General features: G+C 69.0%; 15 protein-coding genes. 4 read left to right on the top strand and 11 right to left on the bottom strand.

The annotated features are described in order from the left end of the window. Positions 1-97: 97 nt before the first annotated feature. The 8 genes from OG746_RS31615 to OG746_RS31580 form a co-directional block, all read right to left on the bottom strand. Positions 98-436, bottom strand: coding sequence for a metal-sulfur cluster assembly factor (locus tag OG746_RS31615; protein WP_266720908.1), 339 nt, complete (start codon positions 434-436; stop codon positions 98-100). After that, positions 433-891, bottom strand: coding sequence for a Fe-S cluster assembly sulfur transfer protein SufU (sufU, locus tag OG746_RS31610; protein WP_266720906.1), 459 nt, complete (start codon positions 889-891; stop codon positions 433-435). The genes OG746_RS31615 and sufU overlap by 4 nt, the downstream gene beginning before the upstream one ends. Before the next feature lie 12 nt (positions 892-903). Further along, the gene (locus tag OG746_RS31605; protein WP_266720904.1) at positions 904-2,160 is read right to left on the bottom strand and encodes a cysteine desulfurase; all 1,257 of its coding nucleotides are present in this window, start codon (positions 2,158-2,160) and stop codon (positions 904-906) included. After that, positions 2,157-2,921, bottom strand: coding sequence for a Fe-S cluster assembly ATPase SufC (gene sufC, locus OG746_RS31600; RefSeq protein ID WP_266720902.1), 765 nt, complete (start codon positions 2,919-2,921; stop codon positions 2,157-2,159). Before sufC ends, OG746_RS31605 begins: the two co-directional genes overlap by 4 nt. A 7-nt stretch (positions 2,922-2,928) precedes the next feature. Then, the gene (locus tag OG746_RS31595) at positions 2,929-3,258 is read right to left on the bottom strand and encodes a bifunctional 3-phenylpropionate/cinnamic acid dioxygenase ferredoxin subunit (protein ID WP_266720900.1); all 330 of its coding nucleotides are present in this window, start codon (positions 3,256-3,258) and stop codon (positions 2,929-2,931) included. Then, on the bottom strand, positions 3,258-4,439 hold the full coding sequence (gene sufD, locus OG746_RS31590) for a Fe-S cluster assembly protein SufD (protein ID WP_266720898.1): 1,182 nt from the start codon (positions 4,437-4,439) through the stop codon (positions 3,258-3,260). Before sufD ends, OG746_RS31595 begins: the two co-directional genes overlap by 1 nt. Before the next feature lie 76 nt (positions 4,440-4,515). Next, positions 4,516-5,940 carry a Fe-S cluster assembly protein SufB gene (gene sufB / locus OG746_RS31585; RefSeq protein ID WP_266720897.1) on the bottom strand — a complete coding sequence of 475 codons (1,425 nt, stop codon included), beginning with the start codon at positions 5,938-5,940 and terminating at the stop codon, positions 4,516-4,518. Further along, positions 5,937-6,659, bottom strand: coding sequence for a helix-turn-helix transcriptional regulator (locus tag OG746_RS31580; protein ID WP_266720896.1), 723 nt, complete (start codon positions 6,657-6,659; stop codon positions 5,937-5,939). The genes sufB and OG746_RS31580 overlap by 4 nt, the downstream gene beginning before the upstream one ends. 249 nt (positions 6,660-6,908) lie before the next feature. On the opposite strand from OG746_RS31580, the gene OG746_RS31575 reads away from it, so the two are divergent. The 4 genes from OG746_RS31575 (at position 6,909) to OG746_RS31560 (ending at position 10,593) form a co-directional block, all read left to right on the top strand. Beyond that, positions 6,909-7,700 carry an AAC(3) family N-acetyltransferase gene (locus OG746_RS31575; protein ID WP_266720894.1) on the top strand — a complete coding sequence of 264 codons (792 nt, stop codon included), beginning with the start codon at positions 6,909-6,911 and terminating at the stop codon, positions 7,698-7,700. 66 nt (positions 7,701-7,766) lie between these two features. Next, positions 7,767-8,687: an ABC transporter ATP-binding protein gene (locus tag OG746_RS31570; RefSeq protein ID WP_266720893.1), complete on the top strand. Its 921-nt coding sequence runs from the start codon at positions 7,767-7,769 to the stop codon at positions 8,685-8,687. A gap of 23 nt (positions 8,688-8,710) precedes the next feature. After that, entirely contained in the window at positions 8,711-9,499 is a 789-nt protein-coding gene (locus OG746_RS31565) for an ABC transporter permease (RefSeq protein WP_266720891.1), read from the top strand. Positions 9,500-9,597: 98 nt separating this feature from the next. Next, complete coding sequence (locus OG746_RS31560; RefSeq protein ID WP_266720889.1) at positions 9,598-10,593, top strand: COX15/CtaA family protein; 996 nt, start codon at positions 9,598-9,600, stop codon at positions 10,591-10,593. Between the two features lie 25 nt (positions 10,594-10,618). Here the strand turns inward: OG746_RS31560 and OG746_RS31555 are convergent, their stop codons facing one another. The 3 genes from OG746_RS31555 to OG746_RS31545 form a co-directional block, all read right to left on the bottom strand. Next, on the bottom strand, positions 10,619-11,713 hold the full coding sequence (locus tag OG746_RS31555) for an amidohydrolase family protein (protein WP_266720887.1): 1,095 nt from the start codon (positions 11,711-11,713) through the stop codon (positions 10,619-10,621). A gap of 94 nt (positions 11,714-11,807) precedes the next feature. After that, the gene (locus OG746_RS31550) at positions 11,808-12,143 is read right to left on the bottom strand and encodes a hypothetical protein (protein ID WP_266720885.1); all 336 of its coding nucleotides are present in this window, start codon (positions 12,141-12,143) and stop codon (positions 11,808-11,810) included. 94 nt (positions 12,144-12,237) lie between these two features. Further along, positions 12,238-13,200 (bottom strand): heme o synthase, encoded by a 963-nt coding sequence (locus OG746_RS31545; protein WP_266725554.1) that lies wholly within the window; start codon positions 13,198-13,200, stop codon positions 12,238-12,240. Positions 13,201-13,472: the final 272 nt, after the last annotated feature.

Raw genomic sequence — 13,472 nt, 5'->3', positions numbered from 1 at the left:
TACATAACGGTGCCGACAAAAAAGCCCCTCCGGCGATTGAGGAGCGGGGTCCGGGGCAGAGCCCCGGCTCTTCAATCGCCGGAGGGGCTTGATCAGCTCACACGTTGAAGCCCAGCGCCCTGAGCTGCTCGCGGCCGTCGTCCGTGATCTTGTCCGGACCCCACGGCGGCATCCAGACCCAGTTGATCCGCAGCTCGTTGACGATGCCGTCGGTCGCGGACTTCGCCTGGTCCTCGATGACGTCGGTGAGCGGACAGGCCGCCGACGTCAGCGTCATGTCGATCGTCGCGATGTTCGCGTCGTCGACGTGGATGCCGTAGATCAGGCCCAGGTTGACGACGTCGATGCCCAGCTCGGGGTCGACGACGTCGTACAGCGCCTCGCGGACCTCCTCCTCGGAGGCCGGCTTCATCTCCACTGCCGTGCTGTCACTCATGCTGTCTTCGCCTCCTCCGCGAAGGCTTGAGCCGTCGCGTCCTTCCACGCCATCCAGCTCAGGAGGGCGCACTTGACTCGGGCCGGGTACTTGGAGACACCGGCGAACGCGACCGCGTCCTCCAGGATCTCCTCCATGTCGTCGTCCGGCTCCAGCTGCCCCTTGGACTGCATCAGCTCCAGGAACGTCGCCTGGATCTTCCGCGCGTCCGACAGTTCCTTGCCGACCAGCAGGTCGTTGAGGACGGAGGCCGAGGCCTGGCTGATGGAGCAGCCCTGACCCTCGTACGACACGTCCGCGATCTTCTCGCCGTCGTACTTCACGCGGAGCGTGATCTCGTCGCCGCACGTCGGGTTGACGTGGTGCACCTCGGCGTCGCCGTCCCGCAAGCCCCGGCCGTGCGGGTGCTTGTAGTGGTCCAGGATGACTTCCTGGTACATCGAATCCAGCTTCACTGTCCCCAGCCCTTAACCGAAGAAGTTCCGTACGTGCTCCAGGCCGTCGACCAGAGCGTCGATCTCGCCGGGCGTGGAGTACAGATAGAACGACGCTCGCGTGGTCGCAGGAATTCCGTACCGCAGGCAGACCGGCCGCGCGCAGTGGTGGCCGACCCGGACCGCGATGCCCAGCTCGTCGAGAACCTGGCCCACGTCGTGCGGGTGGATGTCGCCGAGCGTGAAGGAGATCGCCGCGCCGCGATCCTCGGCCGTGGTGGGGCCGATGATCTTCAGGTCGGGGACTTCCTGGAGGCGCTTGACCGCGTACTCGGTCAGCGCGTGCTCGTGGGCGAGGATCTTGTCCATGCCGATCGAGTTCAGGTAGTCGATCGCCGCACCGAGGGCGATGGCCTGCGAGATCGGCGGCGTACCGGCCTCGAACTTGTGCGGCGCCGGAGCGTAGGTCGACGAGTGCATCGACACGGTCTCGATCATCTCGCCGCCACCGAGGAACGGCGGCAGGTCCTCGAGGAGTTCCTGCCGGCCCCAGAGCACGCCGATGCCGGTCGGGCCGCACATCTTGTGGCCCGTGAAGGCGACGAAGTCGGCCTGCAGCGCCTGCACGTCGAGCGGCATGTGCGGCGCGGCCTGCGAGGCGTCGATGCAGACCAGGGCGCCGACTTCCTGGGCGCGGCGCACGATGGCCTCGACCGGGTTGTGGGTGCCGAGGATGTTCGACACGAGCACGAAGGAGACGATCTTCGTCTTCTCGGTGATGATCTCGTTGATGTTGCTCAGGTCGAGACGGCCGTCGTCCGTCAGACCGAACCACTTCAGCTTCGCGCCGGTGCGCTGCGCGAGCAACTGCCACGGAACGATGTTGGAGTGGTGCTCCATCTCCGTGATCACGATCTCGGTCTCGTGATCGACCTTGTACGGCTCGTCGGCCCAACCCAGCATGTTGGCAACGAGGTTGAGCGACTCCGAGGCGTTCTTCGTGAAGACGACCTCGTCGCGGCTCGGCGCGTTGATGAACGCGGCGACCTTGTCGCGCGCGCCCTCGTACAGCGCCGTGGCCTCCTCGGCGAGCACGTGGACGCCACGGTGGACGTTCGCGTTGTGCTGTGTGTAGTACTCGTCGATGGCGTCGAGGACCTGGCGCGGCGTCTGCGAGGTCGCCGCGTTGTCCAGGTACACGAGCTTCTTGTCATCGTGAAGCACCCGGTCGAGGATCGGGAAGTCCTTGCGGATCGCCTCTGTATCAAGGAGGCCCGGCAGCTGTGTCACGCAGATACGCCACCCTTCGTGTACTTCTCGTAGCCCTCGGCCTCGAGGGTGTCGGCCAGCTCGGGGCCGCCGGACTCGACGATGCGGCCCGCCGAGAAGACGTGCACGAAGTCCGGCTTGATGTAGCGCAGGATGCGCGTGTAGTGCGTGATCAGCAGCGTGCCGACCTCGCCGGTCTCACGGACGCGGTTGACGCCGTCCGAGACCTGGCGCAGGGCGTCGACGTCGAGGCCGGAGTCGGTCTCGTCGAGGATCGCGATCTTCGGCTTGAGGAGCTCCATCTGGAGGATCTCGTGGCGCTTCTTCTCACCGCCGGAGAATCCCTCGTTCACGTTGCGCTCGGCGAAGGCCGGGTCCATCTGGAGGGTCTCCATCGCGCCCTTGACCTCCTTCACCCACGTGCGCAGCTTCGGGGCCTCGCCGCGGATCGCGGTGGCCGAGGAGCGCAGGAAGTTGGAGACGGAGACGCCGGGGACCTCGACCGGGTACTGCATGGCGAGGAACATGCCGGCGCGGGCGCGCTCGTCGACGGACATCTCGAGGACGTCCTCGCCGTCGAGGGTGACGGTGCCCTGCGTGATCGTGTACTTGGGGTGACCCGCGATGGAGTAGGCGAGGGTCGACTTGCCGGAGCCGTTCGGGCCCATGATGGCGTGCGTCTCGCCCTGCTTCACGGTGAGGTCGACGCCCTTGAGGATCTCCTTCGTGGCGTTGTCGGCCTCGACGGTGACGTGCAGGTCTCGGATTTCAAGCGTAGCCATGGGTGTCTCAGGACTCCTGGGTGAGGGAGGCGGTGACGTCGACGAGGACGTTGCCCCCTTCGATCTGTACGGGGTAAACGGGGACGGGGCGCGTGGCGGGAAGGCCGGACGGCTTGCCGGTGCGCAGGTCGAAGGCGGAGCCGTGCAGCCAGCACTCGATCTGGCAGTCCTCCACCTCGCCCTCGGAGAGCGAGACGTTCGCGTGCGAGCAGATGTCGTTGATCGCGAACACCTCGCCCTCGGTGCGGACGACCGAGACCGGCGTGCCGTCGAGCTCGACCCGCATGGGGGTGTCGCTCTCCAGCTCGCTGAGGTCACAGGCGCGTACGAAGGCCATCAGACCGTGGCCTCCAGCTCGGCCGCGATCTTCTCGAGCAGACGCTCCTCGATGTCCGGGACACCGATCTGCTGGACCAGTTCGGCGAAGAAGCCGCCGACCACGAGGCGGCGCGCCTCGTCGGCCGGGATGCCGCGGGCCATCAGGTAGAAGAGCTGCTCGTCGTCGAAGCGGCCGGTCGCCGAGGCGTGGCCCGCGCCGACGATCTCGCCGGTCTCGATCTCGAGGTTCGGCACCGAGTCGACCCGCGCGCCGTCCGTGAGGACCAGGTTGCGGTTCAGCTCGTACGTGTCCGTGCCCTCGGCGGCGGCCTCGATGAGGACGTCACCGATCCACACGGCGTGCGCGTTGTCGCCCTGGAGCGCGCCCTTGTAGACGACGTTGGACTTGCAGTGCGGGGTGGCGTGGTCGACCAGGAGGCGGTGCTCCTGGTGCTGGCCCGCGTCCGTGAAGTACAGGCCGAAGAGCTCGGCCTCGCCGCCCGTGGACGCGTAGTTCACGCGCGGGTGCAGGCGGACGACGTCGCCACCAAAGGTGACGACGACCGACTTGAAGGAGGCGTCGCGGCCGACGAGCGCGTTGTGCTGCGCCACGTGCACGGCCTTGTCGTCCCAGTCCTGCACGGATACGACGGTCAGCTTCGCGCCGTCGCCGAGCAGGAAGTCGACGTTGGCGGCGAGCACCGCGTCACCGGTGTGGTCGATGACGACGACGGCCTCGGCGAAGGCACCCAGCTCGATGACCTGGTGGCCGTAGGCGACGCCGCCCTCGCCGTGCACGGCGATCCGGATCGGCTCGTCGAGGACGGTCTCCTTGGGCACGGAGACGACCGACGCCTGCTCGAACGCGGAGTACGCCTGAGCGGCGACCCGGTCGACGGGCTTGCCGGCCTTGCCGACGCGGGCGTCGTCGCGGCCGACCGACTCGACGGTGACGCCGGCCGGGGCCTGGACGTCGACCTTCACGCCGGTGCCGGTCGCGGTGGCGGTGCCGTCGTGCAGCCCGCGCAGCCGCTCCAGCGGCGTGAACCGCCACTCCTCCTCACGGCCGTGCGGGACCGCGAAGTCCTGCACGTCGTAGGAGGGGGGCGCGCTCATGCGCGTGGCGACGGTCGACTCGGCGGCGACCGCGATGTTTCCGGTGGTCGTCGACCCCGCCGGGATGTTCTGAGCCTCAGCCATGGCTGTCGTAGTGCTCGCTTTCGTTACGTACGTAAGTGGCTTGATGGGAGCGGCAGTTGGCGACCCTGAAGGGGTCTTAACCGACCGCGCCCTCCATCTGGAGCTCGATCAGCCGGTTGAGCTCGAGCGCGTACTCCATGGGCAGCTCCTTGGCGATCGGCTCGACGAAGCCGCGCACGATCATCGCCATGGCCTCGAACTCGCTCATGCCTCGGCTCATCAGGTAGAAGAGCTGGTCCTCGGAGACACGGGAGACGGTCGCCTCGTGGCCCATGGACACGTCGTCCTCGCGGACGTCGACGTACGGGTACGTGTCGGAGCGCGAGATCGTGTCGACGAGCAGCGCGTCGCACAGCACGTTGGACTTCGAGCCGTGGGCGCCCTCACCGATCTCGACGAGACCGCGGTACGACGTACGACCGCCGCCGCGCGCCACGGACTTCGAGACGATGTTGGACGACGTGTTCGGCGCCATGTGGACCATCTTGGAACCGGCGTCCTGGTGCTGGCCCTCGCCCGCGAAGGCGATGGACAGCGTCTCACCCTTGGCGTGCTCGCCCATCAGGTAGACGGCCGGGTACTTCATGGTGACCTTGGAGCCGATGTTGCCGTCGATCCACTCCATGGTCGCGCCCTCGTACGCCACGGCGCGCTTGGTGACCAGGTTGTAGACGTTGTTCGACCAGTTCTGGATGGTCGTGTAGCGGCAGCGGGCGCCCTTCTTGACGATGATCTCGACGACCGCGGAGTGCAGCGAGTCCGACTTGTAGATCGGCGCGGTGCAGCCCTCGACGTAGTGGACGTAGGCGTCCTCGTCGACGATGATCAGCGTCCGCTCGAACTGGCCCATGTTCTCCGTGTTGATACGGAAGTAGGCCTGGAGCGGGATCTCGACGTGCACGCCCTTCGGCACGTAGATGAAGGAGCCACCCGACCACACGGCGGTGTTCAGCGACGCGAACTTGTTGTCGCCGACCGGGATGACGGTGCCGAAGTACTCCTTGAAGAGCTCCGGGTGCTCCTTGAGGGCCGTGTCGGTGTCCATGAAGATGACACCCTGCTCCTCCAGGTCCTCACGGATCTGGTGGTACACGACCTCGGACTCGTACTGGGCCGCGACACCGGCGACGAGGCGCTGCTTCTCCGCCTCGGGGATGCCGAGCTTGTCGTACGTGTTCTTGATGTCCTCGGGCAGGTCCTCCCAGGACTCCGCCTGCTTCTCCGTGGAGCGCACGAAGTACTTGATGTTGTCGAAGTCGATGCCCGACAGGTCCGAGCCCCAGTTCGGCATGGGCTTCTTGCCGAACAGCTTCAGGCCCTTGAGACGGAGCTTGGTCATCCACTCCGGCTCGGACTTCTTGGCGGAGATGTCCTTGACGACGTCCTCGTTGATACCGCGCTTGGCAGAGGCGCCGGCCGCGTCCGAGTCCGCCCAGCCGTATTCGTACTTGCCCAGGCCGTCGAGCTCAGGGTGGGCAGTCTCCTCGATGGGGAGAGTCATGCGGGGTTCCTCCCGGCCGTGCTTGCAGATGCGTTGGTGGTCGTGTTGGGGGTGTTCTTGGGGATGAACGTCGTGCAGACCCCGTCGCCATGGGCGATGGTGGCCAGTCGCTGTACGTGAGTACCGAGCAGCTGGGAGAACATTTCCGTCTCCGCCTCGCACAGCTGCGGGAACTGCTCGGCCACGTGGGCGACTGGGCAGTGGTGCTGGCAGAGCTGCTCACCGACCGGTGCGCTACGCGCCGTAGCAGCGTACCCGTCCGCGCTCAAGGCCCTCGCCAGGGCCTGGGCGCGCTCTTCGGGGGCTGCCGCCTCGATCGCCGCCTTGTAGGGACCGGCCTGTGCGGCGATCCGTGCGCGGGCGAAGGAGACGAGCGCCTCGTCGCCGCCGGCCTGCTCCTTGATCCAGCGGAGCGCTTCCGCGGCGAGCTTGTCGTAGGACTGGTCGAAGGCGTCCCGGCCGCAGTCGGTCAGCGCGAACACCTTGGCGGGGCGACCGCGGGTGCGGGCCCCGTAGACACGCTGGTCCCTGGGCTCCACGACCTTGTCCGCTCCCAGTGCGTCGAGGTGGCGGCGTACGGCGGCCTGGGTGAGGCCGAGGCGCGCTGCCAGCTCGGCGACGGTGGACGGGCCGTGGTCCAGGATGGAGCGCGCGACACGGTTGCGGGTGGACCGCTCCCCGGTCGTGAGCTCCTCAGGGACCTCGCCAACGTTTTTCACAACGCCATTGTTGCGTAATTCCTCAGACCCTGACAAGCGCGGCGGTGATCGCCGCTCGGTGCCGTACATCACTTAGGTAAACCTAAGTCATTACGTGCCGTGACCTGCGGAAACGATCTTTGATCGATCGGAACGCAGGTCGGACCGCCTATCGGAACGGTCATGCGGGAAAGCGGGACGCTCATGCGGGAAAGGCCCACGCCGACTAATTCCGTGGCGCCCGGACGCCCCCGCGAGGACACTCTCTCCATGCCCACACCCCTCCCGACCGGCCCACTCGTCACGCAGGCGTCCCTCACGGCGGATCTGAGGGCGCTCGGCGTCCGATCGGGCGACACCCTCCTCGTCCACACCTCCCTCAGCAGCCTCGGCTGGGTGAACGGCGGAGCCGTCGCGGTCGTCCGCGCCCTCCTCGACGCGCTCGGTACCGAGGGCACCCTCGTCGTACCGACGCAGTCCGCGGACATCTCGGACCCGGCCGAGTGGAGCCGCCCGCCGGTCCCGCGCGCGTGGTGGGAGACGATCCGGGCGACCATGCCCGCGTACGACCCGGCGAGCACACCCACGCGGGGCGTCGGCGTCGTCCCGGAGGCCGTACGGACCTGGCCGGGGGCCCTGCGCAGCGCGCACCCGCAGACGTCCTTCGCGGCGCTCGGACCGTGCGCCGCCACGGTGACCGAGGGGCACGCGGTCGACTGCCGGCTCGGCGAGCACAGCCCGCTGGCACGCCTGGAGGAGCTGCACGCGCGCGTGCTGCTCCTGGGCGCCGAATACGAGGCGTGTACGGGCTTCCACCTGGCCGAGTACCGCGTCCCGGGCGGCCACGAGGACGCCGGGCGGCCGGGGCCCCACGGCTGGGAACACGTGCGCGAGGTGGCTATCGACTCCGACCGGTTCGACGAGCTGGGCGCCGCCTTCGAGCGCGACGCCCCGGTCGTCCGCGGCCGCGTCGGCGCCGCCGAGGCCCGCTTCTTCCCGCTCGCGGACGCCGTGGCCTACGCGGAGAAGTGGCTGCCCGCGCACCGCCCCGCCGCCGTTTGACCGGTCCGCGGCCTTCTTGCGCCCCGCGCGTCCGGGAGCCGCGCCGCGTCCCTAGACTTGCCCACCATGCGAAGTGAGCCAGTCGTCCACATCACCGGTCTGGTGAAGCGGTACGGATCCAAGACCGCGGTCGACGGCCTCGACCTCACGGCGGCCCCCGGCATCACGGCCGTCCTCGGCCCCAACGGCGCGGGCAAGACCACCACGATCGAGACCTGCGAGGGCTACCGCAGGCCGGACTCCGGCACCGTCCGGGTCCTCGGCCTCGACCCGGTCAAGCAGGCCTCCGCGCTGCGCCCCCGGATCGGCGTCATGCTGCAGTCCGGCGGCGTCTACTCCGGCGCCCGCGCCGACGAAATGCTCCGCCACATCGCCAAGCTGCACGCCCGTCCGCTCGATGTGGACGCCCTCATCGAGCGCCTGGGACTCGGCAGCTGCGGCCGCACCACCTACCGGCGCCTGTCCGGCGGCCAGCAGCAGCGGCTCGCGCTCGCCATGGCCGTCGTGGGCCGGCCCGAGCTCGTCTTCCTCGACGAGCCGACCGCGGGCCTCGACCCGCAGGCCCGGCACGCCACCTGGGACCTGGTGCGGGACCTGCGCGCCGACGGCGTCTCCGTCATCCTCACCACGCACTACATGGACGAGGCGGAGCAGCTCGCCGACGACGTGGCGATCGTCGACGCCGGCAAGGTCATCACGCAGGGCTCCCCCGAGCAGCTGTGCAAGGGCGGCGCCGAGAACACGCTCCGCTTCTCCGGGCGTCCTGGGCTCGACGTGGCCTCGCTCCTCAAGGCCCTGCCCGCCGACGCCGCGGCCGTCGAGCTCACCCCCGGCTCCTACCGCGTCAGCGGCAAGGTCGACCCCCAGCTCCTCGCGACGGTCACCTCCTGGTGCGCCCAGCACGGCGTGATGCCGGAGAAGATCTCCGTCGAGCGGCACACCCTCGAAGACGTATTCCTGGAAATGACCGGGCGGGAACTGCGCTGATGAGCACGAATGGAGCTGCGCCGATGAGCGCCACCGAGACCCAGCGCGGCACCGGTACGTACGCACCGAGCCCCGGAGCCGCCCCGCTCCCCCGCATGATCGCGACCCAGGCCGCGCTCGAGACGAAGATGCTGCTGCGCAACGGCGAACAGCTGCTGCTCACGGTCGTCATCCCGACGCTGCTGCTCGTGCTGTTCTCGGCGGTCGACATCGTCGACACGGGTTCCGGCAAGGCCGTCGACTTCCTCGCCCCCGGCATCCTGGCGCTGGCCGTGATGTCCACGGCCTTCACCGGCCAGGCCATCGCCACCGGCTTCGAGCGGCGCTACGGCGTCCTCAAGCGGCTCGGCGCCTCGCCGCTGCCGCGCTGGGGGCTGATGACGGCGAAGACGCTCTCGGTTCTGGTCACCGAGGTGCTCCAGGTCGTCCTCCTCACGGTCATCGCGTTCGCGCTCGGCTGGTCCCCGCACGGGAACCCGTTCGCCGTTCTCCTCCTCCTGGTGCTCGGCACGGCGGCGTTCTCCGGCCTCGGTCTCCTGATGGCGGGCACGCTCAAGGCGGAGGCCACGCTGGCCGCGGCGAACCTCGTCTTTCTGCTCCTCCTGGTCGGCGGCGGCGTCATCGTGCCGCTCGACAAGTTCCCCGACGCGGCCCAGTCGGTCCTCGGCCTGCTGCCCATCTCGGCGCTCTCCGACGGCCTGCGGGACGTGCTGCAGCACGGTGCGGCGATGCCGTGGGGCGACCTGGGGATCCTGGCCGTCTGGGCGGTCGTGGGGCTGGGCGCGGCGGGGCGCTTCTTCCGCTGGGAGTGAGCGCGCGGCAGGCCCGCGGGAGCGTAACTTGCGTCACAGATGGCCCAGTTACGTCCCCCTCGTGAAGCCGTGCACAAGCGGCCGCCTACGATGGGCCCGTGCCAAAGCTGACCCCCACCGACGCCGCGCGGGCGCTGCGCAATCCGCTCGCCTTCATCGCCGAGTACTGGACTCCCACTCAGCGGACCGTCCAGCGCGCGGCCATGTCCGCCGTCGTCATGACGGTGCTCATCGTCTGCACCGGCGGCGCCGTGCGCCTGACCGGCTCGGGCCTCGGCTGCCCGACCTGGCCCAAGTGCACCGACCAGTCGCTGACCGCGACGAGCGAGATGGGCTTCCACGGAGCCATCGAGTTCGGCAACCGCATGCTCACCTACGTGCTGTGCGCCGCGGTCGGCTGGGCGATCATCGCCGCCCGCTCGCAGAAGCCGTGGCGGCGCACGGTGACCCGGCTCGGCTGGGCCCAGTTCTGGATCGTGATGGGCAACGCGGTGCTCGGCGGCATCGTCGTCCTGGTCGGCCTCAACCCGTACACGGTGGCGGCCCACTTCGTCCTGACCACCACCCTGCTCACGGTCGCCGTCGTGATGTGGCAGCGCACCCGTGAGGGCGACTCCGAGCCGCGCCCGCTGGTCGGCAAGGCCATCAAGCAGCTGGTCTGGGCCCTGGTCGCGGCGGCGGCGCTGCTGATCCTCGTCGGCACGGTGGTGACCGGCGCGGGCCCGCACGCGGGCGACTCCAGCGACGTCCACCGGATGCCGCTGGACTGGGAGACGGTCGCGAAGGTGCACGCGGTCCTGGCCTGGATCGTGGTGACGCTGACCTTCGCTCTGTGGTTCGTCCTGAAGGCGGTCGACGCCCCCAAGGGCCCGCTGCACCGCACCCGCGACCTGTTCCTGATCCTGCTCGCGCAGGGCGTCATCGGCTACGTCCAGTACTTCACGGACCTGCCGGAGATCCTGGTCGGCCTGCACATGCTGGGCTCGGCGCTGGTGTGGATCGGGGTGGTGCGCGTGGTGCTCTCGCTGCGCGAACGCCCGGTGCCGGAGCCGGATCTCCTGTCGAAGCCGGGCCAGGAACTCTCGGCGGTCTGACGCCCCCGTACGGGTTCGGGAACGCTCAGGCAGCTCCGAGCCCGTACACCCTCCGCGCCGTCCCCGACGCGATCATCCCGGCGACCCGCTGCGCGTCGCTCAGCGACCACGCCCCGTCGGCGACCCACTCCCCGAGCACCCGCCCGAGCGCCTGCCGGAACAGCCGCGCGCCCACGACATGCAGCTCGGGCAGCCCCTGCGCCCCGGTCGAGAACAGCAGCTTCCCGAACGGCGCCAGCTCCAGGAACTCCGCGAGCAGCCCCGCCGCCCGCGCCCCCGTACGGGCGAGCGCAGGACCCAGGTCCGCGTAGACGTGCGGGAAGACGCCCGCCAGATGCGCCGCGTGGCGGTGGTACGGGTAGCCGTGCAGCAGCACCACGTCCGTGCCGAGCCCCGCCGTGGCGCGGGCGAACTCGGCGAGCGCCACCGGATCCGTGTGGTCGAGGTCCCCCCAGCGCAGTTGCAGCGGGCGCCCCGATGCGACCGCGACCCACAGCAGGTGCCGCAGCAGCACCGGGTCCCTGAGGGCGCCGCCGACCTGCCGCCCCGCCAGCCACCGCCCCGCCGCGTCGCGCACCTCGCCGGGTCCCGGCGGCTGCGGCTCGAGCGCGAGCCCGTGGCGTACGCCGGCGACCGAGGTGAAGGCGACCGCGCCGGAGGACGCGGCGTGCACCGATTCGGCGAGGTTGGCGAGGAAGGAGTCGACGGTCCCCGAGGTGTCCGCGACCTGCTCCGCGAGGAGTTCGAGGCGGACGATCTCGTGGGCCTCGCTCAGGGCTGCGGAGGCCAGCTCGGCGGGCCCGGTCAGATCGTCGGCGAGACCCGTGTCCACGAGATATGTGGTGATGCCGCTGCCGCGCAGCAGCCTGCGCCCCGCCTCGACGACGCCCAGCTCGCGGCGCCTGGCCAGATAGCGGGCGGGCGGACAGTGGGGTTCCAGACCGAGCAGCGGCGGGCACCAGCGGCGCACCGCGAACCCGGTCTGGGTGTCGAAGAAGGTGGTGCCGGGAGCGGGCGGCCCCTCACCCCGGCCGAGGTGGGCCTCGAAAGTCCCGAGGCCCAGCTCCGTACGCAGCACCCCATGGCAGTACTGATCCACGAGGGACGGCGTTTCGATCATCCGGGCTCCCCGTATGTGGACCGTGCTCCTACAGTCCTAACGGGTGAACGGGTGTTTGGTGTTGCTCGACATCGGAGCCGCACAAACGCCCGATTCAGCCGCCGAGCTGGATGCCCGCCATCCGCTTCCATTCGTACGGGCCCGTCTCGACCTTGGCGGCGAAGTCGCCGTCGAAGTCCTCGTGGACGGTGATGCCCGCCTTCTCGACGGCCTTCTGCGCGACCTCGTACGTCGACGCCACCAGGTCGCCCCAGCCGCCGTCCTCGCCGACGAGCACGATGCGCGTGCCGTGCTCACCGATGTACGCGAGCTGTCCCTCGGCACCGCCGTGCGCCTTGGCGAACGCGCCGATCTGCTGGGCCAGCTTGGCCGCCCGGCGCTCGTCCTTGGCTGCCTTGCGGGGCGCCTCAATCGTCTGAGTCTCTGCCATGGACAGGATGCTACCGACGAGTAGTCAAACAAGCGATAAGTGGGGTGCGTGGCCTGGGCCACGCACCCCACTTATCGAGGACTTCTTATGAAGTTCAGCGCAGGAACGGATCCACCGCGATCGCCACGAACACCAGCGACACATAGGTGATGGACCAGTGGAACAGCCGCATCTCCTTGAGCTTCCCGCCCGTGACCTCGGCCTTGGCGCGGTTCTGCAGACCGTGCGCCTCCCACAGCCAGAACCCGCCGGCGAGCAGCGCGACCGCCGTGTAGAACCAGCCCGTGTAGCCGAGCGGCTGGAGCAGCAGCGAGACCGCCACCATCACCCAGCTGTAGGCGACGATCTGCCTGGCCACGACCTTGTTGGAGGCGAGGACCGGAAGCATCGGAACGCCCGCGCGCGCGTAGTCGTCCTTCACCTTCATGGAGAGCGGCCAGTAGTGCGGCGGCGTCCAGAAGAACATGACCCCGAAGAGGATGACCGGCGCCCACGACATGGAGTTCGTGACCGACGACCAGCCGATGAGGACGGGCAGACAGCCCGCGATGCCGCCCCACACGATGTTCTGCGCCGTACGACGCTTCAGGATCATCGTGTAGACGACTACGTAGAAGAGCAGTGCGCCCAGGGACAGCCAGGCGGACAGCCAGTTCACCGCGAAGCCGAACAGCAGCGTCGAGATCACCGCGAGGGCGATACCGAACGCCAGGCACTCGTTCGGGCTGACCATGCCGGTGACCAGCGGACGCTGCGACGTGCGCTCCATGAGGGCGTCGATATCGCGGTCGTACCACATGTTCAGGGCGTTGGCACCGCCCGCGGAAAGGTAACCGCCGAGGCAGGTGATCAGCACGAGCCGAAGGTCGGGCACACCCTGTTCGGCAAGAAACATCACCGGAACCGTGGTGATGAGAAGCAGTTCGATAATTCGCGGCTTGGTCAGCGCCACGAATGCCTTGACTCGGGCCCCGAACGGCCGCTGACCCCGGCTGCTGCTCGTGTTGCTCGTCCCGAGCGCTCCCGGTGGACGGGATTCGACGGCCGTCACGCACACCCCTGACAGAGACTCCAGCGAGCCCCCGATGCGGACCACTTGATGTGAAGTCCCGGTAAAGGCTCGCGCGTACCACGCCACTCTAGACGTTGCCCATACCCAGCCCTTCGTGGGGGTGGGTCGTGTTGGCCCGCATGCCGTAACGCCCCTTCGAGCCCCTCATTGGAGGCCTCTCCGGATGAGCAATTCCGACCACGGATGAGCCCCCATCTGAGCGGCCGCGTATTCACGTGTCGAAAGCGCGTCGATCCGCGTCAGGAGGCGGATCCGAC

The organism is Streptomyces sp. NBC_01016 (assembly GCF_026341035.1).
Lineage (GTDB): Bacteria > Actinomycetota > Actinomycetes > Streptomycetales > Streptomycetaceae > Streptomyces.
This window is presented reverse-complemented; position numbering and strand designations above follow the sequence as displayed.